We start from the raw sequence: 24874 nt of genomic DNA on the forward strand, positions 1-24874 counted from the left end.
TTTCGCAATCCGTGAAGGTGGTCGTACTGTAGGTGCGGGTGTTGTTGCAAGAATCATTGCATAATACCGCTCTTTCTGAATAAGAAAGAACCACAAAAAAAGGGCGTCTTAGGGCGTCCTTTTTGTTTTTATATATCCCTAACTTCCATTCATATTTCTTATTGATTATTTGAATATTGCCACCAATGATAATTGAAATGCTAATCGTTTTCATTTAGACTTACTGTATGTAATTTGTGCAGGTAAATGATCATGTATGTATGCCTTTGTGAAGCGGTCACGGATAAGCAAATCAGAAACGTGGTGTGTAAATATCAAGTCACGTCATTGAAAGGGCTACGTCAAATTTTGCCAGTAGGGCGTGAGTGCGGAAAATGTATCCGACAAACGCGAGAAATTTTACAAGAAGAGCTTTTACATCTAGAAGAGCAGTGTATAGAACACGTCGCGTAACCCTTTCAAATCATCTTCCATCATAGGATCAAATTTCATTGCACAGATTACTGTGTAAATATTATTCATATCATCAATTTCAGTACTACACTTATAGGACTGGAAGCGATGGAGGGTAAAAATGAAAGGCGATAAAAAAATGATAGCCCACTTGAATAAATTGCTGGGCAATGAGCTTGTTGCGATCAACCAATATTTTTTACATGCCAGAATGTTTAAAAATTGGGGACTAACTAAGCTCAATGAGATGGAATACCACGAATCGATTGATGAAATGAAACACGCTGATAAATATATTGAGCGTATTCTATTTCTCGAAGGGCTCCCTAACCTACAAGATTTAGGCAAGCTCAACATCGGAGAAGATGTTGAAGAAATGTTGGTATCAGATTTGAAATTAGAACTGGATGGCGCAAAGAATTTAAAAGATGCAATTAGCTATGCGGATTCAATTCATGACTATGTTAGTCGAGATCTAATGATAGAAATTCTTGCAGATGAAGAAAATCACATAGACTGGATTGAAACCCAACTTGAATTGATTAAGCGTTTAGGCATCCAAAATTATCTTCAAGCCCAAGTTATCGAAGAGTAGTTTTTTGACAAAAATTTATTAGGCCCAATCATGGGCCTTTTTTATATCGACTAAATTTGCACATCAGAAAATTCGCACATATTTTCCCCGATTGCTTGCGTTTCACAATAAATTACGTATAATGCGCGGGCTTACTGATGAGTAAGCCCTAAATTTTAGGACTGAAATCTCAGTATTGAGTCAACGATTTGTTGCTCATTTAGACAATACTCCCGATATGGGGGTTACATCAAGAACGATTACACTCCCCTATCAATCGAAATGGGTGCGAGGAGTAATCATTTACGTTTATAAAATAGTTGGAGCTCTGGTCTCATGCAGAACCAAAGAATCCGTATCCGCCTGAAAGCTTTTGATCATCGTTTAATCGATCAATCAACTGCGGAAATCGTAGAGACTGCTAAGCGCACTGGTGCGCAAGTACGTGGTCCTATCCCGCTGCCGACACGTAAAGAGCGTTTTACCGTTCTGATTTCTCCGCACGTTAACAAAGATGCGCGTGATCAGTACGAAATTCGCACTCACAAACGTCTGGTTGACATCGTTGAGCCAACCGAGAAGACCGTTGATGCTCTGATGCGTCTGGATCTGGCTGCCGGCGTTGACGTGCAGATCAGCCTGGGTTAATCAGGTCGTCGAACGATTGAGAGGTTGAAACAATGATTGGTTTAGTCGGTAAGAAAGTAGGTATGACTCGTATCTTCACTGAAGATGGCGTTTCTATCCCTGTAACTGTTATCGAAATTGAAAATAACCGTGTTACTCAGGTTAAAACTGCAGAAACTGACGGTTACAATGCAATTCAGGTTACTACTGGTAGCAAAAAAGCTAACCGTGTAACTAAGCCTGAAGCAGGTCATTTCGCTAAAGCTGGCGTTGAAGCTGGCCGCATTCTACGTGAATTCCGTACTGAAGAAGGTGCTGAGTTTAACGTAGGTCAAAGCATTAGCGTTGAAATTTTCGCTGACGTTAAAAAAGTCGACGTTACTGGTACATCTAAAGGTAAAGGTTTTGCCGGCACAGTTAAGCGCTGGAATTTCCGTACTCAAGATGCTACTCACGGTAACTCCTTGTCTCACCGTGTTCCGGGTTCTATCGGTCAGAACCAGACTCCGGGCAAAGTGTTCAAAGGCAAGAAAATGGCAGGCCAACTGGGTAATGAACGTGTAACTGTTCAAAGCTTAGATGTAGTACGTGTTGACGCTGAGCGCAACCTGCTGCTGGTCAAAGGTGCTGTTCCAGGAGCAACTGGTAGCAACCTGATCGTAAAACCGGCTGTCAAGGCTTAACGTCGAGGAGATAGGAATGGAATTGGTAATGAAAGACGCGCAAAGCGCGCTGACTGTTTCCGAAACTACCTTCGGGCGTGATTTCAATGAAGCGCTTGTTCACCAAGTAGTTGTTGCGTATGCAGCTGGTGCTCGTCAAGGTACTCGTGCTCAGAAAACTCGTGCTGAAGTTTCTGGTTCTGGTAAAAAACCATGGCGTCAAAAAGGCACAGGCCGTGCACGTTCTGGTTCAATCAAGAGCCCAATCTGGCGCTCTGGTGGTGTTAGCTTCGCAGCTAAACCACAGGACCACAGTCAAAAAGTTAATAAGAAGATGTACCGCGGTGCTCTAAAAAGCATCCTGTCAGAATTGGTACGTCAAGATCGTCTGATCGTTGTCGAAAAGTTCTCTGTAGAAGCACCTAAAACTAAGCTGCTGGCACAGAAACTGAAAGATATGGCTCTGCAAGATGTTCTGATCATCACTGCTGAATTAGATGAAAATCTGTTCTTAGCAGCACGTAACCTGTACAAGGTTGACGTTCGTGATGCAGCAGGTATCGATCCAGTTAGCCTGATTGCTTTCGACAAAGTGGTTATGACTGCTGATGCTGTGAAGCAAGTTGAGGAGATGCTGGCATGATCCGTGAAGAACGTCTGCTACAAGTACTGCGCGCGCCGCATGTATCTGAAAAAGCTTCTACAGCGATGGAAAAAAGCAACACCATCGTTCTCAAAGTTGCAAAAGACGCAACTAAAGCAGAAATCAAAGCTGCTGTACAGAAACTGTTTGAAGTTGAAGTTGAAGGTGTTAACACTTTGCTGGTTAAAGGCAAAACTAAACGCCACGGTCAGCGTTCTGGTCGTCGTAGTGACTGGAAAAAAGCTTACGTTACGCTGAAGGAAGGCCAGAATCTGGACTTCGTTAGCGGCGCAGAGTAAGTCGGAGGAGTAAAGAACAATGGCAGTTGTTAAATGTAAACCTACGTCTCCGGGCCGTCGCCACGTAGTTAAAGTGGTTAACCCTGAGCTGCATAAGGGTAAACCTTATGCTCCGCTGTTAGAAAAAAACAGCAAATCCGGTGGTCGTAACAACAATGGTCGTATCACTACCCGTCATATCGGTGGTGGCCATAAGCAGCATTATCGTTTAGTTGACTTTAAACGCAACAAAGACGGTATCCCTGCAGTTGTTGAACGTTTGGAATATGATCCAAACCGTTCTGCGAACATTGCACTGGTACTATATAAAGACGGTGAACGTCGTTATATTCTTGCGCCAAAAGGCCTGAAAGCTGGTGACCAGATTCAATCTGGCGTTGATTCAGCTATCAAAGCTGGTAACGCACTGCCAATGCGCAACATCCCTGTTGGTTCTACAGTTCATAACATTGAACTGAAACCAGGTAAAGGTGGTCAGTTAGCGCGTTCAGCAGGTACTTACGCTCAAATCGTTGCTCGTGATGGTGCTTATGTCACCCTGCGTCTGCGTTCTGGTGAAATGCGTAAAGTTTTAGCTGATTGCCGTGCAACCTTAGGTGAAGTTGGTAACGCTGAGCATATGTTACGTGTTCTCGGTAAAGCTGGTGCTAGTCGCTGGCGTGGTATTCGCCCTACCGTTCGCGGTACTGCGATGAACCCAGTTGACCATCCACATGGTGGTGGTGAAGGCCGTAACTTTGGTAAACACCCAGTAACACCATGGGGCGTTCAGACCAAAGGTAAGAAAACTCGTAGTAACAAGCGTACTGATCAATTCATCGTACGTCATCGTTCTAAAAAATAATTAGAGGATAAGCCATGCCACGTTCTCTCAAGAAAGGTCCTTTTATTGACCTGCACTTGCTGAAGAAGGTAGAGAAAGCGGTGGAAAGCGGAGACAAGAAGCCTCTCAAGACTTGGTCCCGTCGTTCAACGATCTTTCCTAATATGATCGGATTGACCATCGCTGTCCATAATGGTCGTCAGCATGTTCCAGTATTTGTAACCGACGAAATGGTTGGTCACAAACTGGGTGAATTCGCACCGACTCGCACTTATCGCGGCCACGCGGCAGATAAGAAAGCTAAGAAACGTTAAGGATAGGAGGAAGAGATGGAAACTTTAGCTATGCATCGCCACGCTCGTTCTTCTGCCCAGAAGGTTCGCTTAGTAGCCGACCTGATTCGCGGTAAGAAAGTGTCGCAAGCTCTGGAAATTCTGACCTACACCAACAAGAAAGCTGCTGGTTTAGTGAAGAAAGTACTGGAATCTGCTATTGCTAACGCAGAGCAAAACGATGGCGCTGACATTGATGACCTGAAAGTTGCGAAAATTTTCGTAGACGAAGGTCCAACTATGAAACGCATCATGCCGCGTGCGAAAGGCCGTGCAGATCGTATTCTTAAGCGCACCAGCCACATTACTGTGGTTGTGTCCGATCGCTGAGACTCTGGAGACTAGCAATGGGTCAGAAAGTACATCCTAATGGTATTCGCCTGGGTATTGTCAAACCTTGGAACTCTACTTGGTATGCGAATACTAATGAATTCGCTGACAACCTAGACAGCGACTTTAAAGTACGCCAGTACTTGAATAAAGAATTGGCAAAAGCGTCAATTTCACGCATCGTAATCGAGCGTCCTGCTAAAAGCATCCGTGTGACAATTCACACTGCTCGCCCAGGTATCGTTATCGGTAAGAAAGGTGAAGACGTTGAAAAACTGCGTAAAACAGTAGCGGATATCGCTGGTGTTCCTGCGCAAATCAATATCGCCGAAGTTCGTAAACCAGAACTGGACGCTAAATTAGTTGCTGACAGCATCTCTTCACAGCTGGAACGTCGTGTTATGTTCCGTCGTGCTATGAAGCGTGCAGTACAGAACGCAATGCGTCTGGGCGCTAAAGGTATCAAAGTTGAAGTCAGTGGCCGTTTAGGCGGTGCTGAAATCGCTCGTACCGAGTGGTATCGTGAAGGCCGTGTGCCACTGCACACATTACGTGCTGATATCGATTACAACACTTCAGAAGCGCACACCACTTATGGTGTTCTCGGCGTTAAGGTATGGATCTTCAAAGGTGAGATTCTGGGTGGTATGGCTGCAGTTGAACAAGCTGAGAAACCAGCTGCTCAACCTAAAAAGCAGCAGCGTAAAGGCCGCAAGTAAGGAGCGTCGCTATGTTACAACCAAAGCGTACAAAATTCCGTAAGGTGCACAAAGGCCGCAACCGTGGTCTGGCGCAAGGTACGGATGTTAGCTTCGGCACTTTCGGTCTTAAAGCTGTTGGCCGTGGTCGTCTGACTGCACGTCAGATCGAAGCGGCACGTCGTGCTATGACCCGTGCTGTTAAGCGTCAAGGTAAAATCTGGATTCGTGTATTCCCAGACAAGCCAATCACTGAAAAGCCACTCGAAGTTCGTATGGGTAAAGGTAAAGGTAACGTAGAATATTGGGTTGCCTTAATTCAGCCTGGTAAAGTCCTGTATGAAATGGACGGTGTGCCTGAAGAGCTGGCTCGTGAAGCATTCTCTCTGGCAGCAGCGAAACTGCCTATCAAAACCACCTTTGTAACTAAGACGGTGATGTAATGAAAGCACAAGAGCTGCGCGAAAAAAGCGTAGAAGAGCTGAACGCTGAACTTTTAAACCTGTTACGTGAGCAATTTAACTTACGTATGCAGGCTGCGAGTGGTCAGCTGCAACAGTCTCATCTAATGAAACAAGTGCGTCGTGATATCGCACGCGTGAAGACTTTACTGACTGAGAAGGCAGGTGCGTAATGAACGATAAAATCCGTACTCTGCAAGGTCGTGTAGTTAGTGACAAAATGGAGAAATCTATTGTTGTTGCTATCGAGCGTATGGTGAAACACCCTCTGTATGGTAAATTCATCCGTCGTACGACTAAATTGCACGTACATGACGAGAACAATGAATGTGGAATTGGTGACGTGGTAGAAATCCGCGAAACTCGTCCACTGTCTAAGACTAAGTCTTGGGCCTTAGTTCGCGTTGTAGAAAAAGCTGTTCTGTAATAGAATAGATTTTTCGTGATGAATAAACGGCTCTTTTTGATCGAGCCGTTTATTTTTTCCTGTCCAACACGAAGATGTGGTGTTATAATGCCGCGCCCTCGTAGTATGGGTATATTTGAACGGCCTCTTCATAATGAGGTGGCTCAGTAGTAGTTGACATTTAGCGGAGCACTAAAATGATCCAAGAACAGACTATGCTGAACGTGGCCGACAACTCCGGTGCACGTCGCGTAATGTGTATCAAGGTTCTAGGTGGCTCGCACCGTCGCTATGCACATGTAGGCGACATCATTAAAATTACCGTTAAAGAAGCAATTCCACGCGGTAAAGTTAAAAAGGGTGATGTCCTGAAAGCGGTAGTGGTGCGCACCAAGAAGGGTGTACGTCGCCCTGACGGTTCTGTCATTCGCTTCGATGGTAATGCTTGTGTGTTATTAAACAATAATAGCGAGCAAGTAATCGGTACGCGTATTTTTGGGCCGGTAACTCGTGAACTTCGTAATGAGAAGTTTATGAAAATTATCTCTCTGGCACCTGAAGTACTCTAAGGAGCGAACTATGGCAGCGAAAATCCGTCGTGATGACGAAGTTATCGTGCTAACTGGGAAAGACAAAGGTAAGCGCGGTAAAGTAAAGCAGGTTATTTCTTCTAGTAAAGTTATCGTTGAAGGTATCAATCTGGTTAAAAAACATCAGAAGCCAGTTCCGGCTCTGAACCAACCAGGTGGCATCGTTGAAAAAGAAGCGGCTATTCAAGTTTCTAACGTTGCAATCTTTAACGCGGCAACTGGCAAGGCTGACCGTGTAGGCTTTAGATTCGAAGACGGCAAAAAAGTCCGTTTCTTCAAATCTAACAGTGAAACTATCAAGTAATTTTTGGAGTATACGATGGCGAAACTGCATGATTACTATAAAGACGAAGTAGTTAATAAACTCATGACTGAGTTTAACTACACTTCTGTCATGCAAGTCCCTCGGGTCGAGAAGATCACCCTGAATATGGGTGTTGGTGAAGCGATCGCTGATAAAAAACTGCTGGATAATGCAGCAGCTGACTTAACAGCAATCTCTGGTCAAAAACCATTGATCACCAAAGCACGCAAATCTGTTGCAGGCTTCAAAATCCGTCAGGGCTATCCAATCGGCTGTAAAGTAACTCTGCGTGGCGAACGCATGTGGGCGTTCCTTGAGCGTCTGATTTCTATTGCTGTACCACGTATTCGTGACTTCCGTGGCTTGTCCGCTAAGTCTTTCGATGGTCGCGGTAACTACAGCATGGGTGTACGTGAACAAATCATCTTCCCTGAAATCGATTACGATAAAGTGGATCGTGTACGTGGTTTAGATATTACTATCACCACTACTGCGAAATCTGATGATGAAGGTCGCGCACTGTTAGCAGCGTTCAACTTCCCGTTCCGCAAGTAAGGCAGGTTACTCATGGCTAAGAAATCTATGAAAGCGCGTGATGTTAAGCGTGCTAAATTAGCTGAGAAATTCTTCGCAAAACGCGTAGAACTGAAAGCTATCATCTCTGATGTTAAAGCATCTGATGAAGATCGCTGGGACGCTGTTCTCAAGCTGCAAACACTGCCACGTGATTCAAGTCCTTCTCGTCAGCGTAACCGCTGCCGTCAAACTGGGCGTCCGCATGGTTTCCTGCGGAAATTTGGTCTGAGCCGTATTAAAGTCCGTGAAGCCGCTATGCGCGGTGAAATCCCGGGTCTTAAAAAGGCTAGTTGGTAATTGTCACCATATTGAATCACGGGAGTAAAGACAGATGAGCATGCAAGATCCCATCGCGGATATGCTGACCCGTATCCGTAACGGTCAGGCCGCGAATAAAGTTGCGGTCACCATGCCTTCCTCCAAGCTGAAAGTGGCGATTGCCAAAGTGCTGAAGGAAGAAGGTTATATTGAAGATTTTAAAATTGAAGGCGACATCAAGCCAGAATTGGAACTGACTTTACGTTATTTCCAAGGTAAGGCTGTCGTAGAAAGTATCCAGCGTGTAAGCCGCCCAAGTCTGCGCATCTATAAGAAAAAAGATGAGCTGCCACAAGTTATGGCTGGCTTAGGTATCGCTGTTGTTTCTACCTCTAAAGGTGTCATGACTGATCGTGCAGCTCGCCAAGCTGGTCTTGGTGGCGAGATTCTCTGCTACGTAGCTTAATTCGGGAGGAAAGAATGTCTCGTGTGGCAAAAGCACCCGTCGTCATTCCTGCCGGCGTAGAGGTAAAACTCAACGGTCAGGTTATTTCGATCAAGGGTAAAAACGGCGAGCTTACTCGTACTATCCATAATGCAGTTGAAGTTAAACATGAAGATGGCCACTTAACTTTCGCTCCACGCGAAGGTTTTGCAGATGCATGGGCACAAGCGGGTACTTCTCGCTCTCTGCTGAATGCTATGGTTATCGGTGTTACCGAAGGCTTCACTAAAAAACTTCAACTGGTCGGTGTTGGTTACCGTGCAGCAATCAAAGGCAATGCAGTAAGCTTGTCTTTAGGTTTCTCGCATCCGGTTGAACACGCACTGCCAGCAGGCATTACTGCTGAATGCCCAACACAAACTGAAATCGTACTGAAAGGTGCGGATAAGCAAGTGATTGGTCAAGTTGCAGCAGAACTGCGTGCTTACCGTCGTCCTGAGCCTTATAAAGGTAAAGGTGTTCGTTACGCCGATGAAATCGTGCGTACCAAAGAGGCTAAGAAGAAGTAAGGTAACACTATGGATAAGAAAGCAGCTCGTATCCGTCGTGCGACCCGCGCACGCCGTAAGATCCAAGAATTGGGTGCGACTCGCCTGGTGGTACATCGTACTCCACGCCATATTTATGCGCAGGTTATCGCACCAAACGGTTCTGAAACATTGGTTGCCGCTTCTACTACAGAAAAAGCTATCAATGAACAAGTTAAGTTTACTGGAAACAAAGACGCAGCAGCAGCAGTTGGTAAATTAGTAGCTGAACGCGCACTGGAAAAAGGCATCACTGTTGTTGCTTTTGACCGTTCTGGTTTCCAATATCATGGTAGAGTCCAGGCACTGGCAGATGCTGCCCGTGAAGCTGGCCTTCAGTTCTAAGGTAGAGGTGTAAGATGTCTCACATCGAAAAACAAGCTGGCGAACTGCAGGAAAAGCTGATCGCGGTAAACCGCGTAGCTAAAACCGTTAAAGGTGGCCGTATTTTCAGCTTTACCGCACTGACTGTAGTTGGTGATGGTAACGGTCGCGTTGGTTTTGGTTACGGCAAAGCGCGCGAAGTTCCGGCAGCAATCCAGAAAGCGATGGAAAAAGCCCGTCGCAGTATGAAAACCGTTGCTCTAAACAACGGCACATTATTCCACCCAGTGAAAGGTACACACACCGGTTCTCGCGTGTTTATGCAACCTGCTCACGAAGGTACCGGTATTATTGCCGGTGGTGCAATGCGTGCTGTTTTAGAGGTAGCTGGAGTTCGCAACGTACTGGCTAAAACCTATGGTTCCACAAACCCAATCAACGTGGTTCGTGCAACACTGGATGCTTTAGACAGCATGAAGTCTCCAGAAATGGTCGCAGCTAAGCGTGGAAAATCCGTCGAAGAAATTCTGGGGTAATCAGCCATGGCTAAGACTATTAAAATTACACAAGTTCGCAGTTCAATCGGTCGTCTGCCGAAACATAAGGCAACACTGGTCGGTTTAGGTCTGCGTCGCATTGGTCATACAGTAGAGCGCGAGGATACTCCTGCTGTTCGTGGTATGATCAACTTGGTTTCCTACATGGTTAAAGTTGAGGAGTAAGAGATGCGTTTAAATACTCTGTCTCCGGCTGAAGGTGCCAAGCACGCGCCTAAACGCGTAGGTCGTGGTATCGGTTCTGGTCTGGGTAAAACCGGCGGCCGTGGTCACAAAGGTCAGAAGTCTCGTTCTGGCGGTGGCGTACGTCGTGGTTTCGAAGGTGGCCAGATGCCTTTATACCGTCGTTTACCGAAATTCGGTTTCACTTCACGTAAAGCAATGATTACTGCGGAAATCCGTCTGTCTGATTTTGCTTCCGTTGAAGGCGATGTTATTGATCTGAACGCACTGAAAGCCGCGAACGTTATTGACATCCAGATTGAATACGCAAAAGTTATTTTATCTGGCGAAGTGAATCGTGCAGTTACTGTACGTGGCCTTCGTGTTACTAAAGGTGCTCGCGCTGCAATCGAAGCTGCCGGCGGTAAAATTGAGGAATAAGTGACAGATGGCTAAACAACCAGGATTAGATTTCCAAAGTGCCAAAGGTGGAGCTGGCGAACTAAAACGCAGACTGTTGTTTGTAATTGGGGCGCTAATTGTTTTCCGAATTGGTTCTTTTATTCCAATCCCTGGTATTGATGCCACTGTGCTTGCCAAATTGCTCGAGCAGCAACAAGGCACCATCATTGAAATGTTTAACATGTTCTCTGGTGGTGCTCTTAGCCGTGCTTCTATCTTTGCTCTGGGTATCATGCCGTATATTTCGGCATCGATCATTGTCCAGTTATTATCAGTGGTTAATCCACGATTAGCAGAGATTAAGAAGGAAGGAGAAGCAGGTCGTCGGAAGATAAGCCAATATACTCGCTGGGGTACTCTGGTATTAGCAATATTCCAATCTATTGGTATTGCAATGGGTCTACCGAATATGCCAGGGATGCAAGGATTAGTTCTTGATCCGGGTCTCCCATTCTACTTCACGGCAGTTGTTAGCTTAGTCACAGGGACTATGTTCCTTATGTGGTTAGGTGAGCAGATAACTGAAAGAGGTATCGGTAACGGTATTTCTATCATTATCTTCGCTGGTATTGTTGCGGGTCTACCGCCGGCTATTGGCCATACCATCGAGCAAGCTCGGCAAGGCGATCTGCACTTCCTCCTGTTGCTGTTGGTTGCGGTATTAGTATTCGCGGTAACTTTCTTTGTTGTATTTATGGAACGTGGTCAACGCCGTATCGTCGTAAACTACGCTAAACGTCAACAAGGACGCCGTGTCTACGCTGCACAAAGTACACATTTACCGTTAAAAGTGAATATGGCGGGTGTAATTCCTGCAATTTTTGCTTCCAGTATCATACTATTCCCGGGTACAATAGCGTCTTGGTTTGGTGATGGAACTGGTTGGGACTGGTTGACTACAGTATCTATGTACTTACAGCCGGGACAACCGTTATATGTGTTGCTTTATGCCTCTGCGATCATCTTCTTCTGTTTCTTTTATACTGCGTTGGTTTTCAATCCAAGAGAAACAGCAGATAACCTGAAGAAGTCCGGTGCATTTGTACCAGGAATTCGTCCGGGAGAGCAAACGGCCAAGTACATCGATAAGGTAATGACACGATTAACATTAGTCGGTGCTCTTTATATTACCTTTATCTGCCTAATCCCGGAGTTCATGCGTGACGCAATGAAAGTACCTTTTTACTTTGGTGGTACTTCCCTCTTAATCGTGGTTGTCGTTATCATGGACTTTATGGCTCAAGTGCAAACTCTGATGATGTCAAGTCAGTATGAGTCTGCATTGAAGAAAGCAAATCTAAAAGGTAAATAATCACGCGAGTGGTTATGGTTTGCTTAGAAGTTACGGAGAGTAAAAATGAAAGTTCGTGCTTCCGTCAAGAAATTATGCCGTAACTGCAAAATTATCCGTCGCAATGGTAGCGTTCGTGTGATTTGCAGTGTTGAGCCAAGACATAAACAACGTCAAGGCTAAGAAAAAGCATTTTTTTCTTGCAAAGTTGGGTTGAGCTGGCTAAATTAGCCAGCCAATCTTTTTATCTAAGATACATTATTGTTTGAGTATCCTGAAAACGGGCTTTTCAGCACAGTAATGTATATTTTAACTTAGGAGTGCATAGTGGCCCGTATAGCAGGCATTAACATTCCTGATCATAAACATACCGTAATCGCTTTAACATCGATTTTCGGCATCGGCAAAACTCGTTCACAGGCTATCTGTGAAGCAACTGGTATTGCTGAAAATGTTAAGATCAGTGAGCTGTCTGAAGAACAAATCGACAAGCTGCGTGACGAAGTTGCTAAATACGTTGTAGAAGGTGACTTACGTCGTGAAATTACCCTGAGCATCAAGCGTCTGATGGACCTTGGATGTTACCGTGGTTTACGTCATCGTCGTGGTCTTCCTGTGCGCGGACAGCGTACTAAGACTAACGCTCGTACCCGTAAGGGTCCGCGTAAGCCGATCAAGAAATAAGTCGGGGTATTGAATAATGGCAAAAGCACCAATTCGTGCACGTAAGCGTGTAAGAAAACAAGTCTCAGACGGTGTGGCTCATATCCATGCTTCTTTCAACAACACAATCGTTACAATTACTGACCGTCAGGGTAACGCATTAGGTTGGGCAACTGCCGGTGGTTCCGGTTTCCGTGGTTCTCGTAAATCTACTCCGTTCGCAGCTCAGGTTGCAGCAGAGCGTTGCGCAGAATCTGTGAAAGAATACGGAATCAAAAACCTGGAAGTTATGGTTAAGGGACCGGGTCCGGGTCGCGAATCAACAATTCGTGCTCTGAACGCCGCTGGTTTCCGCATCACTAATATTACTGATGTGACTCCTATCCCTCATAACGGTTGTCGCCCACCGAAAAAACGTCGCGTTTAATACGTTTCGTTTTTTTTAGGACTGTTGGAGAAAGAAAATGGCTAGATATTTGGGTCCTAAGCTCAAGCTGAGCCGTCGCGAAGGAACAGACCTCTTCCTGAAGTCTGGTGTTCGCGCGATTGACACCAAGTGTAAATTAGAACAGGCACCTGGCCAGCACGGTGCGCGTAAACCGCGTCTGTCTGACTACGGTGTTCAGTTACGTGAAAAACAAAAAGTTCGTCGTATTTACGGTGTTCTGGAACGTCAATTCCGTAACTATTACAAAGAAGCAACTCGCCTGAAAGGCAACACAGGTGAAAACCTGCTGACCCTGCTAGAAGGTCGTTTAGATAACGTCGTTTACCGTATGGGCTTTGGCGCAACTCGCGCGGAAGCACGTCAAATGGTTAGCCACAAAGCTATCATGGTAAATGGTCGTGTAGTTAATATCGCTTCTTATCAGGTTTCCCCGAATGACGTTATCAGCGTTCGTGAGAAAGCTAAAAAACAGTCTCGTATCAAGGCTGCTTTAGAGCTGGCTGAACAGCGTGAGAAGCCAACTTGGCTGGAAGTTGATGCTGCTAAAATGGAAGGTGTGTTCAAACGTATTCCTGAACGTACTGACTTGTCTGCGGACATTAACGAACACCTGATCGTCGAGCTTTACTCTAAGTAAAGCTTAGCACCAAAGAGAGGACACAATGCAGGGTTCTGTGACAGAGTTTCTAAAACCGCGCCTGGTAGATATCGAGCAAGTGAGTTCGACGCACGCTAAGGTGACCCTTGAGCCTTTAGAGCGCGGCTTTGGCCACACTCTAGGTAACGCACTGCGCCGTATTCTGCTTTCGTCTATGCCGGGTTGTGCGGTGACAGAGGTTGAGATTGATGGTGTACTGCATGAGTACAGCACCAAAGAAGGTGTACAGGAAGATATCCTGGAGATTCTCCTCAACCTGAAAGGGCTGGCGGTAAAAGTTCAGGGGAAAGATGAAGTTATTTTAACCTTGAATAAATCTGGCATTGGCCCTGTGACTGCAGCCGACATCATCCATGATGGTGATGTCGAAATCGTCAAGCCACAGCATGTTATCTGCCACCTCACTGACGAAAGCGCGTCTATAAATATGCGTATTAAAGTCCAGCGTGGTCGTGGTTATGTGCCGGCTTCTGCCCGAGTTCATTCGGAAGAAGATGAGCGCCCAATCGGTCGTCTGTTAGTCGATGCTTGCTATAGCCCTGTAGAGCGTATTGCCTACAATGTTGAAGCAGCTCGTGTTGAGCAGCGTACTGACTTGGATAAGTTAGTAATTGAAATGGAAACTAACGGTACAATCGATCCTGAAGAGGCGATTCGCCGTGCAGCTACCATTCTGGCTGAACAGCTTGAAGCTTTTGTTGATTTACGTGATGTACGTCAACCAGAAGTTAAAGAAGAGAAACCAGAATTCGATCCTATCTTACTGCGCCCAGTTGACGATCTGGAATTGACTGTCCGCTCTGCTAACTGCCTCAAAGCAGAAGCTATCCACTACATCGGTGACCTGGTACAGCGTACAGAAGTTGAGTTGCTCAAAACGCCTAACCTTGGTAAGAAATCTCTTACTGAAATTAAGGACGTATTGGCATCTCGTGGTCTTTCTCTGGGCATGCGCTTAGAAAATTGGCCACCAGCAAGTATTGCTGATGATTAGGATCACAGGTTAAGGTTTTACTGAGAAGGATAAGGTCATGCGCCATCGTAAGAGTGGTCGTCAATTGAACCGCAACAGCAGCCACCGCCAAGCTATGTTCCGTAACATGGCAGGTTCTTTAGTTCGTCATGAAATCATCAAGACGACTCTGCCTAAAGCGAAAGAACTGCGTCGCGTCGTTGAGCCGCTGATTACTCTTGCCAAGACCGATAGCGTAGCTAATCGTCGTCTGGCATTCGCACGTACTCGTGATAACGAGATCGTTGCAAAACTGTTTAATGAACTGGGACCTCGTTTCGCAGCTCGCGCAGGTGGTTACACTCGTATTCTTAAGTGTGGCTTCCGCGCAGGTGACAACGCTCCGATGGCTTACATCGAGCTTGTTGACCGTGCTGCTGAGTCTCAAGAAGCAGCTGCAGAGTAATCTGTAATTGCTTTCAAGAAAACCGGGTGTATTGCCCGGTTTTTTTGTACCTGCTATTCTACCCCCTCCAAATTAATTCTTTTCTATTCTTGAATTTTTTGTTTTCTATCCAAATTTATAGGTATAGATGAATGAGCATGTATAAGATTGGTCAAATAGCTAAACTTGCAGATGTGACTCCCGATACAATCCGTTTTTATGAAAAGCAGGGGCTGATGGGACACAAAACGAGAACGGAGGGCGGCTATCGGTTGTTCACGGAGCAAGATCTACAGCGCTTACGGTTTATTCGTTACGCGAAGAAGTTAGGATTTACTCTTGAAGCAATTACGGAGTTATTATCGATCCGTGTTGATCCTGAACATCACACCTGCCAAGAATCTAAGAATATTGTCGATATCAGACTTATTGAAGTAGAAAAGAAGATCCAAGAGCTAATCATTATGCGAGATTCTTTAAAAACATTGAGTTCAGCGTGTTGTGGTGATGAGCATGCATCGACATACTGCTCTATTATGGAAATCTTGGAGAAAGGTGCATCAAAGATTTATTAATTAAAAATCAACTATGAAGGTAAATTATGAATAAATATCAGCATAAGCGCGGTGAAATTAAAGATAATGCCATTGAGGCACTATTACATGATCCACTATTTCGTCAGCGAGTTGAAAAGAATAAAAAAGGGAAAGGAAGTTATACAAGGAAGGGTAAAAATAGTAAGGCGGGTAACTGGGAGGCCAGTGGTAATTGGTTAATTAACTTATTACCACTGGCCTTTTAGTTATTTCTTATTTTGTTCTTTTAGTAAATCACGGATCTCTGATAGTAAAACTTCTTCTGTTGATGGCGCTGCAGGTTCTGCTGGTGCTGCTTCTTCTTTTTCACGGCGTACTTTATTCATTACTTTTATTGCCATAAAAATAGCAAATGCAACAATAACAAAATCAAAAATAGTTTGTATAAACATCCCATAATTCATGACAACCGCAGGAATGTCTCCCTGAGCTTCTCGAAGTACAAGACTAAATTGCTTGAAATCTACACCACCAATAATTAGACCGAGTGGGGGCATGATCACATCGGCAACTAATGAAGAAACAATCTTACCAAATGCGGCACCAATAATAATACCGACTGCCATATCTACCACGTTGCCTTTCATGGCGAATTCGCGGAACTCTTTTAAAAAACTCATGGATGACCCCTTCCCTTAATTTATTAACTAGATAACTAAACGTGTATATGCACATATCAAAATTATAGTATCTAGAATTATTAACCTGCAAATTTTTACTATTTATTTTAGATAATTATAAAAAGAACGGACTAGGTTGGAATAATTTTTCCACATCCGGAACATATTTTTTATCTGTAATAAACATAATGACATGGTCACCTTGCTCGATAATATTGTAATCGCTAGCAATAATGACCTCTTCCTCTCTGACTATCGCACCAATGATTGTTCCTGGCGGAAGTTTAATTTCTGAGATTTTTTTACCAACAACTTTTGAAGTATTTTCATCTCCATGGGCGATCGCCTCAATAGCTTCAGCAACACCTCGGCGTAATGATGAAACACTGACAATATCTGCTTTTCTTACATGTCCAAGTAATGCTGAGATTGTTGCTTGTTGTGGAGAGACTGCAATATCGATGACACCACCTTGAACTAATTCAACATAAGCGGATCGCTGAATTAATACCATGGCTTTTTTGGCACCCATTTTTTTTGCCAGCATCGCCGACATTATGTTTGCTTCGTCATCATTAGTGAGAGCAATGAATACATCCATTTGTTCGATATGCTCTTCAGTCAATAGCTCTTGGTCAGAGGCATCACCATAAAAAACAATCGTGTCATGGAGTAACTCTGCTAACTCAGTTGCTCTCTCTTGATTGCGTTCAATGAGTTTAACGCTATAGTCTTTTTCAAGGCGTTTGGCCAAGCCGGCGCCTACATTACCACCACCAACGATCATTAAACGTTTGTATGGTTTTTCTAATCGTTGGAGCTCACTCATCACAGCTCGAATATGTTGGGTTGAGGCAACGAAAAAGACTTCATCGCCAGCTTCAATAATTGTGGAACCTTGAGGGCGAATCGGTCTGTCTTGACGAAATATAGCGACAACACGGGTATCAATGTGTGGCATATGCTCACGTAAGCTAGATAAAGCATTACCTACTAGTGAACCGCCATAATAGGCTTTTACGGCAACGATGCTGACTTTGCCTTCAGCAAAATTGACGACTTGTAGAGCTCCTGGATACTGTATGAGCTTGTAGATATATTCAATAACTAGCTGTTCTGGCGAAATGAGGTAATCAATGGGAATTTGTTCGGCTAAAAAAAGCTTGTCAGCCTCTCGGATATACTCAGTTGCGCGAATACGTGCAATTTTATTTGGCGTATTAAAGAGGCTATAGGCAATTTGGCAGGCAACCATGTTGGTTTCATCTGAGTTAGTCACAGCAACTAACATATCAGCATCTTCTGCACCTGCATCTCGCAGAACTCGTGGGTGAGAGCCATGACCATTCACTACACGAAGATCGAATTGATCTTGCAGCTGACGCAAGCGATCGGCATTGGTATCAACAACGGTAATATCGTTATTTTCATCTACTAAATTTTCAGCGAGAGTACCGCCTACTTGCCCTGCACCTAGAATAATGATCTTCATAGCATCTTCCTATTTCAGAGTCTCTATTGAATACTATTGTGCTTGTTTGAGTAAGCGGGCATAAAAGAAACCATCGCCTCCAGTGGCGCTTGGTAATATTTGCAATCCTAATTCAGTGCCATCATTTATGCGAGCATCTACATGTTTGGAAAGAAAATGTTTAATCTGCTGGCTATTTTCTTCAGGCATGATGGAGCACGTGGCATAAACGAGCGTACCGCCAGGTTTTAAATAAGACCACACAGCTTCTAATATTTGAGCCTGTAATTGAGATAGCTCCTGAATATCTGAATCGCGTCTTAGCCATTTAATATCGGGATGACGTCTAATAACTCCCGTTGCTGAACAAGGCGCATCAAGCAAGATACGATCAAATAGCTGATCTTTCGCCCATTCTTCAGGCTTCGTGCCATCCCCTTGAATAACAGTAGCGTGTTGTTTCAATCTTTGCAGATTTTCTTTCACTCGCTTGAGTCGTGCATTATCAATATCTATAGCAAGTACATGGGCTTTTGGTGCAAGTTCTAAGATATGCGTTGTTTTTCCGCCTGGAGCTGCACATAAATCAAGAATATTTTCGCCATTGATAGGCGATAAAAGCTCAGCGCAGCCTTGTGCCGAAACATCTTGAACCGTTGACCAACCATCCTCAAAACCGGGTAGACGTGTCACTGATGTGGCTTCTTCTAAGCGAATTGCACTTGGATGCGACGGGTGTAAATATGCAGTAATGTCTGCTTGTTCGAGTAATGCTAAGTATTGCTCAGCGGTGTGGTGTTGAGAATTGACTCTTAACCACATTGGTGGACGTTGATTATTAGCATCAACAATATTTTGCCATGTCTCAGGGTAGGCGGTTTGAATTCGCTTTAATAGCCAGCTTGGATGTAAATATTGGCTATTATTATTTGTATTTCGCTCTTCTAGCTGGACTTGTTGACGTAAAAAGGATCGCAATACTCCATTAATGAGACCTTTTAATTGAGGGCGCTTTAATGCAACTGCACCATCAACGGTTTCTGCTAAAGCCGCATGTGCAGGGATACGTGTATAGAGTAATTGATAGATCCCGACCATGATGAGGTAATGCAATGTTCTTTGCTTACCGGTTAAAGGTTTTTCCATAAGCTGGCTGATAAACCATTCTAGCTTTGGTAAATAACGTAAAACACCGAAGCAAATCTCTTGAAGTAGTGCTTTATCTTTATCATTAATATTACGTTGTAAGTCAGGTAAAACGGTACTTAATGATTGTCCGTTATCTAAAACCTGACTAATGGCGGTCGCTGCGATACTACGCAAATTATATTTGTTTTTCATAATGAAAATGAGTCTATTAGTTACTTAAATAGCATTATCTGCTTTATCATTTACAAATAATGCTACTAATATATTAGTCTAGTAATTGTTGTGGAGTGAACCATTCTCGGCGGGAGTTAAGGATATCTTGCGCACTCATCGCTTTTTTACCTGGGGGCTGTAGCTGGGTAATATTTAATATCCCATTTCCAGTTGCAACGCTGATACCTTTTTTGTCGGCACTGATGATCATGCCAGGGCGTTGATTATGTCCTTGGGCAATAACTTCCGCCTGCCATACTTTAATTAGCTGCTCTTGAACGATGAAATAACTCATTGGCCAAGGGTTAAAAGCACGAATGCAACGTTCAATCTGCACTGCTGATTGCTGCCAATCAATTCGCGCTTCATCTTTGGATAGTTTTTCAGCGTAATTGGCGAGTGAATCATCTTGTTTTTCTGGTGAGCATTGACCAGAAGAAAGTAAATCAACCGTGTGAATAAGTGCCTTGGGACCAGTAATTGCCAATTTATCATACAAGGTAGCGCTAGTATCTTCACTCGTAATTGGGCAAGTCGCTTTATACAGCATGTCCCCAGTATCAAGACCTGCATCCATTTGCATTATGGTGACACCCGTTTCTTGGTCACCGGCCCAAATTGATCTCTGAATTGGTGCAGCTCCTCGCCAACGAGGTAGTAATGAGCCATGGACATTTAAGCAACCCAATCGGGGGATATCTAGGACAGCTTGCGGCAGGATTAACCCGTAAGCTACAACAATCATCAGATCTGCATTTTGGTTTTTGATCCATTGCTGATTGTCTGGTTCACGTAAGGTCGTAGGCTGAAAAACCGGTATTCCATGTTCTTCGGCAAGAATTTTCACAGGGCTAGGCGTTAGCTTTTTGCCTCTTCCTGCGGGTTTATCGTGACGAGTTAATACGCCAACAACGTGATGTTTGGTTTCTAATAATGCAGCTAAATGTTTAGCTGCGAAATCAGGCGTACCTGCAAAAATAATTCTTAATGGTTCTGACACGATCTATTCCCAAGTATATTTATAAAATCAAATTAATGATTTTTAGCTTCTTTAGCTCTGAGTCGATCTAATTTTTCTACTTTCTGACGAATACGTTGGCGCTTTAAAGGAGATAAATAGTCAACAAACAGTTTTCCAACTAAGTGATCCATTTCATGTTGAATACAAATAGCGAGTAGACCATCAGCTTCAAGCTCAAATGCGTCGCCATTGTAGTTAAGAGCGCGAACTTTCACTTTTTCTGCTCTTGGCACAAATCCATGCTGCTCAGGGACAGAAAGACAACCTTCTTCTATACCTGTTTCACCTTCTTTATTAAGAAGCTCTGGATTGATGAGTACAAGTCGTTCATTACGTGACTCAGAAACGTCAATAACAATGATGCGCTGGTGGATATCCACTTGCGTTGCAGCGAGACCAATGCCTTCCTCGTCATACATCGTATCGAACATATCATCAATAATACGTTGTATAGATGCATCAACTTTTTCAACTGGTTTTGCAACGGTGCGAAGGCGCTCGTCTGGATAATGTAACACGTTTAAGACTGACATAAATTTTTCGAGTAGTTTCCAAAATTTGAAAGGTTATTACTGCCTATTCTAGACATTTATCGGTCATATTGACAGTATTGGTTATGATTTGTTCATTTCCGAATGTGCCAACTTATCAGTCAGGAAGACAATATGAATGAGCTGGAAATATGGTTAAGGCTTTTACAAGTAAATCGAATCAGTATAAAAACAATACAAACGACAATATCCCTTTTAAAACAATCGAATAAAATAAATCATACGGTTTTAAAAGCGTGTGGGCTGAATGAAATTCAACGACTGCAATTCTTAAATGTCTCTTTAACGCGAATTGAACGTACGTTTAGATGGCTTGAAAGCAAAGAAAATCAAATAATTACATTTTTAGATGAGCAATACCCTTTTTTATTAAAGCAGATTTATAATCCACCCTTGGCACTTTTTATCTCAGGAAACAGTGAGTTATTATCGGAACGGCAGCTAGCCGTTATAGGAAGCCGCCAAGTAACTGAATATGGTAAGAAATGGGCAGAATTATTTATTAAAAAATTTATCGACCATGGCTTGACGATTACCAGTGGTTTAGCATTAGGAATTGATGGTATTGGTCACCGAGTCGCACTAGAAAATCAAGGGAAAACAGTCGCGGTACTAGGGAGTGGGTTAGCACATATTTATCCGAAGCAACACGCGGATTTAGCTGAGCGAATTAGGCATGAAGGCGTATTGGTTTCGGAATATTTTCCTGATACACCACCATTACCAAAGCAGTTTCCTAGGCGAAATCGCATTATTAGCGGGCTAAGTAAAGCTGTTGTAGTGATAGAAGCTGGAATGAAAAGTGGTTCGCTGATTACAGCGCGATATGCAATTGAGCAAAATAGAGAGGTATTTACGCTACCAGCTCCGTTAGGTAACCCGGCATTCAGCGGAAATCATTGGTTAATACAGCAAGGTGCATGTCTACTCACAGAACCGGATGACATATTAATGCATTTGGAATGCTCGTTGAATTGGATACAGCCAGAGTTAGAGGTAGATGCGTCTACGGCAACAGAGTTAAACCTGACAGAAAGTCGAATTTTAGGTATGGTGGGATATCAATCAACCCCTGTGGATATTATTGCAGCTCAATTACAGTTACCTATTACGCAAATCATTTCGGTGTTAACTGAATTGGAAATTAACGGGGTAATCTCATCAGCTGCTGGTGGATATATAAAAGTAAGCTAGTTGTTGAATATATAGAGTGGATTAAACAAAAACATGTCGAAGCAATTGCCTTTTGATACAGATAAAAACGAGTATTGTCCTGAATGTAACTCGTTACTTGTTATTCGTAACGGAGTTCATGGACCTTTCCTTGCTTGCTCTGGATATCCGCAATGTCATTATATTAAGCCATTGCGACCAACAGCTGAGACTCATGTTGTTAAAATATTAGAAGGTCAAAGTTGTCCTAAATGTGGGCATGACTTGGTATTAAAGCAAGGGCGCTTTGGAATGTTTATCGGATGTACTTATTATCCTGAATGCGAACATACAGAGCTTATCGATAAGCCAGATGAAACGAAGATCCCTTGTCCACAATGTCAAACAGGAAATCTGTTGCAAAGAAAATCCCGCTTCGGTAAAACTTTCTATGCATGTGATAACTATCCTAACTGTCAGTTTATTCTCAATAATAAGCCTGTCATAGGGAGATGCCTATCTTGTGATTATCCATTACTTATGGAAAAAAGGGTCTCACAGGGAGTAAGATTGTTTTGTGCCAGCAAACGCTGCGGTAAGTTACAAGAAGAATAATGAGTTAAAACTATGCAAAATCAATCTACACCTGCAATTAAAAATATTATTAAAGCATTGAAACAACAACATGTTATCGCATATCCAACAGAGGCTGTTTTTGGTTTAGGTTGTGATCCGGATAGTGAAATCGCGGTAAATCAATTACTCGCCTTGAAACAGCGCCCTTGGGAAAAAGGGTTAATTTTGATTGCCGATAATTATGAACAACTCAAAAATTACGTTGATGATAGCCAGCTGAATGAACAGCAACGTCAAGCGATGTTTGCCACTTGGCCTGGTCCCGTCACTTGGGTTATCCCCGCAAAGAAAACGACACCAAAATGGTTAACAGGTCAATTTGATACTTTAGCTGTTCGAGTCACAAATCACGAGCTAGTCAAAGCGCTTTGTAGTCAATACGGCAAACCTATTGTGTCAACAAGTGCAAATTTGAGCGGCTTAGAGCCTTGCAGAACAACGGAAGAAGTGATTGCGCAGTTTAAAGATACTGTCCCTGTTCTTGATGGTGATGTCGGTGGAAGATTAAATCCATCAGAAATTCGAGATGCCATGACAGGGCAACTCTATCGTAAAGGATAATGATTAATGGGAATGTTTGCGGTTTTTGGTAATCCAATTCAACACAGTAAATCACCGTTAATACATCAGATGTTTGCGAAGCAGACGGGGATTGAACTTGAATACCAGAAAATACTTGCTCCTGTCGAGGATTTCGAAATGCACTTGACCGATTTCTTTGAAAAGGGAGGGGAGGGAGCAAACATTACATTACCCTTTAAAGAAAGAGCTTTTAAATTCGTTTCAGAGTTAACTGATAGAGCACAAATCTGTGGTGCGGTGAATACGATCAGAAAACTCGATAATCATCGCTTACTGGGTGACAATACTGATGGTGTAGGGTTATTACTGGATTTACAGCGCCTTGGGTTCGTATCGCCTTCATGCAAAATTTTGATCATTGGTGCTGGTGGAGCAACCCGAGGGGCTTTATTGCCTCTACTTGAATATGGCTGTGATATTACACTGACTAACCGAACGTTTGAGAAAGCAGAATCTTTAGCGCATCAGTTTTCTTCACTTGGAAAGATTCAAAGTAAGCCTATGGAGCAGGTCATTTCAGCAGAGTTTGATCTAATCATTAATGGTACTTCTTCTGGTGTGACTGGAGATATCCCTAAAATTAGCCATAATCTATTTTCTGCTCAGGTAGCATGTTATGACATGTTTTATCAGAGAGGCTTAACACCATTTCTTTTATTTGCTAAGCAAAATCAAGTGACTAAATTAGCTGATGGACTAGGAATGCTCGTTGGGCAAGCGGCATTCGCATTTAAACTTTGGCATGGAATCACTCCCGATATAGACCCAGTATTAAAAGCCTTACAGAAGGAGCTTGAATCATGAATCAGGCGATCCAATTTCCAGACAGGGAAGAATGGGATTCAACGATCAATAAAGTACGCTTTCCAGTTTTAGTTAACGGGTTGCTTGCCGAGTGTGTTATTTCACAAGCTTTGCTTAATCAGCGTTATGGTCAAGATGAAAAGCCTTTAGCACTTTTTCAACATAATCGTTGGGATATAGAAGAAGAGTTCGAGACCTTGATTGAGCAAGGTCTCGATCATGAGAATGGTTTTTATGAATTGCTGGATGATAAATAATTATTTTTCCATTCAACATAGTTATTGGCTGAGTAGCGTAAGTGGCTCAGCTCAGCCTCAGTAAGTTTCCTAATCGCTTTAGCTGGGCTTCCCATGTATAAATAGCCAGATTCCAACCGTTTTCCTTGTGTCACAAGACTATTAGCCCCAACCACAACATCATCTTCAATAACTGCACCATCGATCACAACTGATCCCATGCCTACAAGAACACGGTTGCCGATGGTACATCCATGCAGCATTACTTTATGCCCAACAGTGACATCTTCGCCAATGATTAATGGATTACCATCTGGGTTATTGGTAGATTTATGCGTGACATGCAGAACTGATCCATCTTGAATATTTGTCCGTGCACCTATAGATATATAATTCACATCACCTCGCAGTACCGACAGTGGCCAGATACTTACATCTTCGGCTAATCGAACATCACCAATGACAACAGAAGACGGATCAATAAAAACATTTGAAGCAACAGAGGGAAAGGTATCTAAATAAGGTCTTAAGAATGAGTTCATATTCGTAGCCATAAAACGTAAATGGATATAAAGGTAACTATAGATAGGTTCTTAATTAAGAATCAAATAATTAAGAGAAGATAATAATAAGCAGATTATACGGTAAAAATAGGTGCTTTTATCACCATAATGATAATAAAAAAAGCATAATGTCGAAATTATCTGCAAACGATGTTTTTTTTAAAAAAAAAGGTTGTGTAATTTTTCGAGCTCCCTATAATGCGCATCCGTTGTCACGACAAACCGGCTCGAAGAAAACCTCGAAGCCCCA

Annotated in this window: 44 protein-coding genes; 37 read left to right on the forward strand and 7 right to left on the reverse strand. The window is 43.3% G+C overall.

Going from position 1 to position 24874, the window contains the following annotated elements:
• Positions 1 to 214 (reverse strand): hypothetical protein (locus tag PSF16_RS11185; RefSeq protein WP_272689264.1); only part of this gene is annotated, 214 nt, incomplete at its 3' end.
• Positions 215 to 252: 38 nt separating this feature from the next.
• Between PSF16_RS11185 and bfd the strand changes: the two genes are divergently transcribed.
• The 32 genes from bfd to PSF16_RS11345 all read left to right on the forward strand — a co-directional run bounded on the left by bfd (position 253) and on the right by PSF16_RS11345 (position 15832).
• Positions 253 to 453: a bacterioferritin-associated ferredoxin gene (gene bfd / locus PSF16_RS11190; protein ID WP_154601248.1), complete on the forward strand. Its 201-nt coding sequence runs from the start codon at positions 253 to 255 to the stop codon at positions 451 to 453.
• A 121-nt stretch (positions 454 to 574) separates the two neighbouring features.
• Positions 575 to 1048, forward strand: a complete 474-nt coding sequence (gene bfr / locus PSF16_RS11195) for a bacterioferritin (protein ID WP_006657012.1) — start codon at positions 575 to 577, stop codon at positions 1046 to 1048.
• A 315-nt stretch (positions 1049 to 1363) separates the two neighbouring features.
• Positions 1364 to 1675 (forward strand): 30S ribosomal protein S10, encoded by a 312-nt coding sequence (gene rpsJ, locus PSF16_RS11200; protein ID WP_001181005.1) that lies wholly within the window; start codon positions 1364 to 1366, stop codon positions 1673 to 1675.
• 32 nt (positions 1676 to 1707) lie between these two features.
• Positions 1708 to 2337: a 50S ribosomal protein L3 gene (gene rplC / locus PSF16_RS11205; RefSeq protein WP_006657013.1), complete on the forward strand. Its 630-nt coding sequence runs from the start codon at positions 1708 to 1710 to the stop codon at positions 2335 to 2337.
• Between the two features lie 16 nt (positions 2338 to 2353).
• Positions 2354 to 2959: a 50S ribosomal protein L4 gene (gene rplD, locus PSF16_RS11210; RefSeq protein ID WP_006657014.1), complete on the forward strand. Its 606-nt coding sequence runs from the start codon at positions 2354 to 2356 to the stop codon at positions 2957 to 2959.
• A complete protein-coding gene (gene rplW, locus PSF16_RS11215) occupies positions 2956 to 3258 on the forward strand; it encodes a 50S ribosomal protein L23 (RefSeq protein WP_006657015.1) in 303 nt (100 codons plus the stop codon). The genes rplD and rplW overlap by 4 nt, the downstream gene beginning before the upstream one ends.
• Positions 3259 to 3277: 19 nt before the next feature.
• Entirely contained in the window at positions 3278 to 4102 is an 825-nt protein-coding gene (gene rplB, locus PSF16_RS11220; RefSeq protein WP_006657016.1) for a 50S ribosomal protein L2, read from the forward strand.
• Between the two features lie 14 nt (positions 4103 to 4116).
• On the forward strand, positions 4117 to 4395 hold the full coding sequence (rpsS, locus tag PSF16_RS11225; RefSeq protein ID WP_004265426.1) for a 30S ribosomal protein S19: 279 nt from the start codon (positions 4117 to 4119) through the stop codon (positions 4393 to 4395).
• 15 nt (positions 4396 to 4410) lie between these two features.
• A complete protein-coding gene (rplV, locus tag PSF16_RS11230) occupies positions 4411 to 4743 on the forward strand; it encodes a 50S ribosomal protein L22 (protein WP_004265430.1) in 333 nt (110 codons plus the stop codon).
• 17 nt (positions 4744 to 4760) lie between these two features.
• Positions 4761 to 5462, forward strand: a complete 702-nt coding sequence (gene rpsC, locus PSF16_RS11235; protein ID WP_004907131.1) for a 30S ribosomal protein S3 — start codon at positions 4761 to 4763, stop codon at positions 5460 to 5462.
• Positions 5463 to 5473: 11 nt separating this feature from the next.
• Positions 5474 to 5884 (forward strand): 50S ribosomal protein L16, encoded by a 411-nt coding sequence (rplP, locus tag PSF16_RS11240; protein WP_004926449.1) that lies wholly within the window; start codon positions 5474 to 5476, stop codon positions 5882 to 5884.
• The gene (gene rpmC / locus PSF16_RS11245; protein ID WP_006657017.1) at positions 5884 to 6075 is read left to right on the forward strand and encodes a 50S ribosomal protein L29; all 192 of its coding nucleotides are present in this window, start codon (positions 5884 to 5886) and stop codon (positions 6073 to 6075) included. The genes rplP and rpmC overlap by 1 nt, the downstream gene beginning before the upstream one ends.
• Complete coding sequence (gene rpsQ, locus PSF16_RS11250; protein WP_006657018.1) at positions 6075 to 6329, forward strand: 30S ribosomal protein S17; 255 nt, start codon at positions 6075 to 6077, stop codon at positions 6327 to 6329. The genes rpmC and rpsQ overlap by 1 nt, the downstream gene beginning before the upstream one ends.
• 176 nt (positions 6330 to 6505) lie before the next feature.
• Positions 6506 to 6877, forward strand: a complete 372-nt coding sequence (gene rplN, locus PSF16_RS11255; protein ID WP_004265449.1) for a 50S ribosomal protein L14 — start codon at positions 6506 to 6508, stop codon at positions 6875 to 6877.
• A 10-nt stretch (positions 6878 to 6887) separates the two neighbouring features.
• Positions 6888 to 7202 (forward strand): 50S ribosomal protein L24, encoded by a 315-nt coding sequence (gene rplX, locus PSF16_RS11260; RefSeq protein WP_004265452.1) that lies wholly within the window; start codon positions 6888 to 6890, stop codon positions 7200 to 7202.
• Between the two features lie 15 nt (positions 7203 to 7217).
• On the forward strand, positions 7218 to 7757 hold the full coding sequence (gene rplE / locus PSF16_RS11265; RefSeq protein WP_272689265.1) for a 50S ribosomal protein L5: 540 nt from the start codon (positions 7218 to 7220) through the stop codon (positions 7755 to 7757).
• A 12-nt stretch (positions 7758 to 7769) separates the two neighbouring features.
• A complete protein-coding gene (gene rpsN / locus PSF16_RS11270; protein WP_004265458.1) occupies positions 7770 to 8075 on the forward strand; it encodes a 30S ribosomal protein S14 in 306 nt (101 codons plus the stop codon).
• A gap of 34 nt (positions 8076 to 8109) precedes the next feature.
• A complete protein-coding gene (gene rpsH, locus PSF16_RS11275) occupies positions 8110 to 8502 on the forward strand; it encodes a 30S ribosomal protein S8 (protein WP_004907134.1) in 393 nt (130 codons plus the stop codon).
• A gap of 14 nt (positions 8503 to 8516) precedes the next feature.
• Positions 8517 to 9050: a 50S ribosomal protein L6 gene (gene rplF / locus PSF16_RS11280; RefSeq protein ID WP_006657020.1), complete on the forward strand. Its 534-nt coding sequence runs from the start codon at positions 8517 to 8519 to the stop codon at positions 9048 to 9050.
• A gap of 9 nt (positions 9051 to 9059) precedes the next feature.
• Positions 9060 to 9413, forward strand: coding sequence for a 50S ribosomal protein L18 (gene rplR, locus PSF16_RS11285; RefSeq protein ID WP_006657021.1), 354 nt, complete (start codon positions 9060 to 9062; stop codon positions 9411 to 9413).
• Positions 9414 to 9427: 14 nt separating this feature from the next.
• Positions 9428 to 9928: a 30S ribosomal protein S5 gene (rpsE, locus tag PSF16_RS11290; protein WP_006657022.1), complete on the forward strand. Its 501-nt coding sequence runs from the start codon at positions 9428 to 9430 to the stop codon at positions 9926 to 9928.
• 6 nt (positions 9929 to 9934) lie between these two features.
• On the forward strand, positions 9935 to 10114 hold the full coding sequence (gene rpmD, locus PSF16_RS11295) for a 50S ribosomal protein L30 (RefSeq protein ID WP_006657023.1): 180 nt from the start codon (positions 9935 to 9937) through the stop codon (positions 10112 to 10114).
• A gap of 3 nt (positions 10115 to 10117) precedes the next feature.
• Positions 10118 to 10552, forward strand: a complete 435-nt coding sequence (rplO, locus tag PSF16_RS11300; protein WP_006657024.1) for a 50S ribosomal protein L15 — start codon at positions 10118 to 10120, stop codon at positions 10550 to 10552.
• A 7-nt stretch (positions 10553 to 10559) separates the two neighbouring features.
• Positions 10560 to 11885 carry a preprotein translocase subunit SecY gene (gene secY, locus PSF16_RS11305; protein WP_006657025.1) on the forward strand — a complete coding sequence of 442 codons (1326 nt, stop codon included), beginning with the start codon at positions 10560 to 10562 and terminating at the stop codon, positions 11883 to 11885.
• Positions 11886 to 11930: 45 nt separating this feature from the next.
• Complete coding sequence (gene rpmJ, locus PSF16_RS11310; protein WP_004265484.1) at positions 11931 to 12047, forward strand: 50S ribosomal protein L36; 117 nt, start codon at positions 11931 to 11933, stop codon at positions 12045 to 12047.
• A gap of 144 nt (positions 12048 to 12191) precedes the next feature.
• Complete coding sequence (gene rpsM / locus PSF16_RS11315) at positions 12192 to 12548, forward strand: 30S ribosomal protein S13 (protein WP_004907144.1); 357 nt, start codon at positions 12192 to 12194, stop codon at positions 12546 to 12548.
• 16 nt (positions 12549 to 12564) lie between these two features.
• Positions 12565 to 12954, forward strand: coding sequence for a 30S ribosomal protein S11 (gene rpsK / locus PSF16_RS11320; protein ID WP_006657026.1), 390 nt, complete (start codon positions 12565 to 12567; stop codon positions 12952 to 12954).
• Positions 12955 to 12991: 37 nt separating this feature from the next.
• Positions 12992 to 13612, forward strand: coding sequence for a 30S ribosomal protein S4 (rpsD, locus tag PSF16_RS11325; RefSeq protein ID WP_004265487.1), 621 nt, complete (start codon positions 12992 to 12994; stop codon positions 13610 to 13612).
• Between the two features lie 25 nt (positions 13613 to 13637).
• Entirely contained in the window at positions 13638 to 14627 is a 990-nt protein-coding gene (locus PSF16_RS11330; protein ID WP_004907150.1) for a DNA-directed RNA polymerase subunit alpha, read from the forward strand.
• A 37-nt stretch (positions 14628 to 14664) separates the two neighbouring features.
• Entirely contained in the window at positions 14665 to 15051 is a 387-nt protein-coding gene (rplQ, locus tag PSF16_RS11335) for a 50S ribosomal protein L17 (RefSeq protein ID WP_006663525.1), read from the forward strand.
• Positions 15052 to 15188: 137 nt separating this feature from the next.
• A complete protein-coding gene (gene zntR, locus PSF16_RS11340; RefSeq protein WP_006663526.1) occupies positions 15189 to 15605 on the forward strand; it encodes a Zn(2+)-responsive transcriptional regulator in 417 nt (138 codons plus the stop codon).
• A gap of 26 nt (positions 15606 to 15631) precedes the next feature.
• Positions 15632 to 15832: an alternative ribosome-rescue factor A gene (locus PSF16_RS11345; RefSeq protein WP_036963168.1), complete on the forward strand. Its 201-nt coding sequence runs from the start codon at positions 15632 to 15634 to the stop codon at positions 15830 to 15832.
• Here PSF16_RS11345 and mscL read toward each other — a convergent pair whose 3' ends face one another.
• From mscL to def, 5 genes are all read right to left on the reverse strand, one after another.
• Entirely contained in the window at positions 15833 to 16246 is a 414-nt protein-coding gene (gene mscL, locus PSF16_RS11350) for a large-conductance mechanosensitive channel protein MscL (protein ID WP_006657030.1), read from the reverse strand. It lies immediately after the preceding gene.
• Positions 16247 to 16361: 115 nt separating this feature from the next.
• Positions 16362 to 17738, reverse strand: a complete 1377-nt coding sequence (gene trkA, locus PSF16_RS11355) for a Trk system potassium transporter TrkA (protein ID WP_006657031.1) — start codon at positions 17736 to 17738, stop codon at positions 16362 to 16364.
• Between the two features lie 33 nt (positions 17739 to 17771).
• Complete coding sequence (gene rsmB / locus PSF16_RS11360; RefSeq protein WP_272689266.1) at positions 17772 to 19058, reverse strand: 16S rRNA (cytosine(967)-C(5))-methyltransferase RsmB; 1287 nt, start codon at positions 19056 to 19058, stop codon at positions 17772 to 17774.
• A 73-nt stretch (positions 19059 to 19131) separates the two neighbouring features.
• On the reverse strand, positions 19132 to 20079 hold the full coding sequence (fmt, locus tag PSF16_RS11365; protein ID WP_272689267.1) for a methionyl-tRNA formyltransferase: 948 nt from the start codon (positions 20077 to 20079) through the stop codon (positions 19132 to 19134).
• Between the two features lie 32 nt (positions 20080 to 20111).
• Positions 20112 to 20633 carry a peptide deformylase gene (gene def / locus PSF16_RS11370; RefSeq protein WP_006657034.1) on the reverse strand — a complete coding sequence of 174 codons (522 nt, stop codon included), beginning with the start codon at positions 20631 to 20633 and terminating at the stop codon, positions 20112 to 20114.
• A gap of 132 nt (positions 20634 to 20765) precedes the next feature.
• On the opposite strand from def, the gene dprA reads away from it, so the two are divergent.
• The 5 genes from dprA to PSF16_RS11395 are packed head-to-tail and all read left to right on the forward strand — an operon-like array spanning position 20766 to position 24082.
• Positions 20766 to 21845: a DNA-processing protein DprA gene (dprA, locus tag PSF16_RS11375; protein ID WP_272689268.1), complete on the forward strand. Its 1080-nt coding sequence runs from the start codon at positions 20766 to 20768 to the stop codon at positions 21843 to 21845.
• 33 nt (positions 21846 to 21878) lie between these two features.
• Positions 21879 to 22418 carry a DNA topoisomerase family protein gene (locus tag PSF16_RS11380; RefSeq protein WP_272689269.1) on the forward strand — a complete coding sequence of 180 codons (540 nt, stop codon included), beginning with the start codon at positions 21879 to 21881 and terminating at the stop codon, positions 22416 to 22418.
• Positions 22419 to 22430: 12 nt separating this feature from the next.
• Positions 22431 to 23000 (forward strand): L-threonylcarbamoyladenylate synthase type 1 TsaC, encoded by a 570-nt coding sequence (gene tsaC, locus PSF16_RS11385; protein ID WP_006657037.1) that lies wholly within the window; start codon positions 22431 to 22433, stop codon positions 22998 to 23000.
• Between the two features lie 6 nt (positions 23001 to 23006).
• Complete coding sequence (gene aroE / locus PSF16_RS11390) at positions 23007 to 23825, forward strand: shikimate dehydrogenase (RefSeq protein WP_036963161.1); 819 nt, start codon at positions 23007 to 23009, stop codon at positions 23823 to 23825.
• The gene (locus tag PSF16_RS11395; protein ID WP_006657039.1) at positions 23822 to 24082 is read left to right on the forward strand and encodes a DUF1488 domain-containing protein; all 261 of its coding nucleotides are present in this window, start codon (positions 23822 to 23824) and stop codon (positions 24080 to 24082) included. The genes aroE and PSF16_RS11395 overlap by 4 nt, the downstream gene beginning before the upstream one ends.
• On the opposite strand, the gene PSF16_RS11400 is transcribed toward PSF16_RS11395, so the two are convergent.
• Entirely contained in the window at positions 24058 to 24603 is a 546-nt protein-coding gene (locus PSF16_RS11400) for a gamma carbonic anhydrase family protein (RefSeq protein WP_006663533.1), read from the reverse strand. The genes PSF16_RS11395 and PSF16_RS11400 overlap by 25 nt on opposite strands.
• Between the last annotated feature and the right edge of the window lie 271 nt (positions 24604 to 24874).

Source organism: Providencia sp. PROV033, assembly GCF_028484855.1.
Taxonomy (GTDB): Bacteria; Pseudomonadota; Gammaproteobacteria; order Enterobacterales; family Enterobacteriaceae; genus Providencia; species Providencia alcalifaciens.

What these genes read in the sequence shown, in the direction of transcription:
- bfd (WP_154601248.1), top strand. Translation starts at nt 253, where the DNA reads ATGTATGTATGCCTTTGTGAAGCGGTCACGGATAAGCAAATCAGAAAC.
- bfr (WP_006657012.1), top strand. Translation starts at nt 575, where the DNA reads ATGAAAGGCGATAAAAAAATGATAGCCCACTTGAATAAATTGCTGGGC.
- rpsJ (WP_001181005.1), top strand. Translation starts at nt 1,364, where the DNA reads ATGCAGAACCAAAGAATCCGTATCCGCCTGAAAGCTTTTGATCATCGT.
- rplC (WP_006657013.1), top strand. Translation starts at nt 1,708, where the DNA reads ATGATTGGTTTAGTCGGTAAGAAAGTAGGTATGACTCGTATCTTCACT.
- rplD (WP_006657014.1), top strand. Translation starts at nt 2,354, where the DNA reads ATGGAATTGGTAATGAAAGACGCGCAAAGCGCGCTGACTGTTTCCGAA.
- rplW (WP_006657015.1), top strand. Translation starts at nt 2,956, where the DNA reads ATGATCCGTGAAGAACGTCTGCTACAAGTACTGCGCGCGCCGCATGTA.
- rplB (WP_006657016.1), top strand. Translation starts at nt 3,278, where the DNA reads ATGGCAGTTGTTAAATGTAAACCTACGTCTCCGGGCCGTCGCCACGTA.
- rpsS (WP_004265426.1), top strand. Translation starts at nt 4,117, where the DNA reads ATGCCACGTTCTCTCAAGAAAGGTCCTTTTATTGACCTGCACTTGCTG.
- rplV (WP_004265430.1), top strand. Translation starts at nt 4,411, where the DNA reads ATGGAAACTTTAGCTATGCATCGCCACGCTCGTTCTTCTGCCCAGAAG.
- rpsC (WP_004907131.1), top strand. Translation starts at nt 4,761, where the DNA reads ATGGGTCAGAAAGTACATCCTAATGGTATTCGCCTGGGTATTGTCAAA.
- rplP (WP_004926449.1), top strand. Translation starts at nt 5,474, where the DNA reads ATGTTACAACCAAAGCGTACAAAATTCCGTAAGGTGCACAAAGGCCGC.
- rpmC (WP_006657017.1), top strand. Translation starts at nt 5,884, where the DNA reads ATGAAAGCACAAGAGCTGCGCGAAAAAAGCGTAGAAGAGCTGAACGCT.
- rpsQ (WP_006657018.1), top strand. Translation starts at nt 6,075, where the DNA reads ATGAACGATAAAATCCGTACTCTGCAAGGTCGTGTAGTTAGTGACAAA.
- rplN (WP_004265449.1), top strand. Translation starts at nt 6,506, where the DNA reads ATGATCCAAGAACAGACTATGCTGAACGTGGCCGACAACTCCGGTGCA.
- rplX (WP_004265452.1), top strand. Translation starts at nt 6,888, where the DNA reads ATGGCAGCGAAAATCCGTCGTGATGACGAAGTTATCGTGCTAACTGGG.
- rplE (WP_272689265.1), top strand. Translation starts at nt 7,218, where the DNA reads ATGGCGAAACTGCATGATTACTATAAAGACGAAGTAGTTAATAAACTC.
- rpsN (WP_004265458.1), top strand. Translation starts at nt 7,770, where the DNA reads ATGGCTAAGAAATCTATGAAAGCGCGTGATGTTAAGCGTGCTAAATTA.
- rpsH (WP_004907134.1), top strand. Translation starts at nt 8,110, where the DNA reads ATGAGCATGCAAGATCCCATCGCGGATATGCTGACCCGTATCCGTAAC.
- rplF (WP_006657020.1), top strand. Translation starts at nt 8,517, where the DNA reads ATGTCTCGTGTGGCAAAAGCACCCGTCGTCATTCCTGCCGGCGTAGAG.
- rplR (WP_006657021.1), top strand. Translation starts at nt 9,060, where the DNA reads ATGGATAAGAAAGCAGCTCGTATCCGTCGTGCGACCCGCGCACGCCGT.
- rpsE (WP_006657022.1), top strand. Translation starts at nt 9,428, where the DNA reads ATGTCTCACATCGAAAAACAAGCTGGCGAACTGCAGGAAAAGCTGATC.
- rpmD (WP_006657023.1), top strand. Translation starts at nt 9,935, where the DNA reads ATGGCTAAGACTATTAAAATTACACAAGTTCGCAGTTCAATCGGTCGT.
- rplO (WP_006657024.1), top strand. Translation starts at nt 10,118, where the DNA reads ATGCGTTTAAATACTCTGTCTCCGGCTGAAGGTGCCAAGCACGCGCCT.
- secY (WP_006657025.1), top strand. Translation starts at nt 10,560, where the DNA reads ATGGCTAAACAACCAGGATTAGATTTCCAAAGTGCCAAAGGTGGAGCT.
- rpmJ (WP_004265484.1), top strand. Translation starts at nt 11,931, where the DNA reads ATGAAAGTTCGTGCTTCCGTCAAGAAATTATGCCGTAACTGCAAAATT.
- rpsK (WP_006657026.1), top strand. Translation starts at nt 12,565, where the DNA reads ATGGCAAAAGCACCAATTCGTGCACGTAAGCGTGTAAGAAAACAAGTC.
- rpsD (WP_004265487.1), top strand. Translation starts at nt 12,992, where the DNA reads ATGGCTAGATATTTGGGTCCTAAGCTCAAGCTGAGCCGTCGCGAAGGA.
- PSF16_RS11330 (WP_004907150.1), top strand. Translation starts at nt 13,638, where the DNA reads ATGCAGGGTTCTGTGACAGAGTTTCTAAAACCGCGCCTGGTAGATATC.
- rplQ (WP_006663525.1), top strand. Translation starts at nt 14,665, where the DNA reads ATGCGCCATCGTAAGAGTGGTCGTCAATTGAACCGCAACAGCAGCCAC.
- zntR (WP_006663526.1), top strand. Translation starts at nt 15,189, where the DNA reads ATGTATAAGATTGGTCAAATAGCTAAACTTGCAGATGTGACTCCCGAT.
- PSF16_RS11345 (WP_036963168.1), top strand. Translation starts at nt 15,632, where the DNA reads ATGAATAAATATCAGCATAAGCGCGGTGAAATTAAAGATAATGCCATT.
- mscL (WP_006657030.1), bottom strand. Translation starts at nt 16,246, where the DNA reads ATGAGTTTTTTAAAAGAGTTCCGCGAATTCGCCATGAAAGGCAACGTG.
- trkA (WP_006657031.1), bottom strand. Translation starts at nt 17,738, where the DNA reads ATGAAGATCATTATTCTAGGTGCAGGGCAAGTAGGCGGTACTCTCGCT.
- rsmB (WP_272689266.1), bottom strand. Translation starts at nt 19,058, where the DNA reads ATGAAAAACAAATATAATTTGCGTAGTATCGCAGCGACCGCCATTAGT.
- def (WP_006657034.1), bottom strand. Translation starts at nt 20,633, where the DNA reads ATGTCAGTCTTAAACGTGTTACATTATCCAGACGAGCGCCTTCGCACC.
- dprA (WP_272689268.1), top strand. Translation starts at nt 20,766, where the DNA reads ATGAATGAGCTGGAAATATGGTTAAGGCTTTTACAAGTAAATCGAATC.
- PSF16_RS11380 (WP_272689269.1), top strand. Translation starts at nt 21,879, where the DNA reads ATGTCGAAGCAATTGCCTTTTGATACAGATAAAAACGAGTATTGTCCT.
- tsaC (WP_006657037.1), top strand. Translation starts at nt 22,431, where the DNA reads ATGCAAAATCAATCTACACCTGCAATTAAAAATATTATTAAAGCATTG.
- aroE (WP_036963161.1), top strand. Translation starts at nt 23,007, where the DNA reads ATGGGAATGTTTGCGGTTTTTGGTAATCCAATTCAACACAGTAAATCA.
- PSF16_RS11395 (WP_006657039.1), top strand. Translation starts at nt 23,822, where the DNA reads ATGAATCAGGCGATCCAATTTCCAGACAGGGAAGAATGGGATTCAACG.
- PSF16_RS11400 (WP_006663533.1), bottom strand. Translation starts at nt 24,603, where the DNA reads ATGAACTCATTCTTAAGACCTTATTTAGATACCTTTCCCTCTGTTGCT.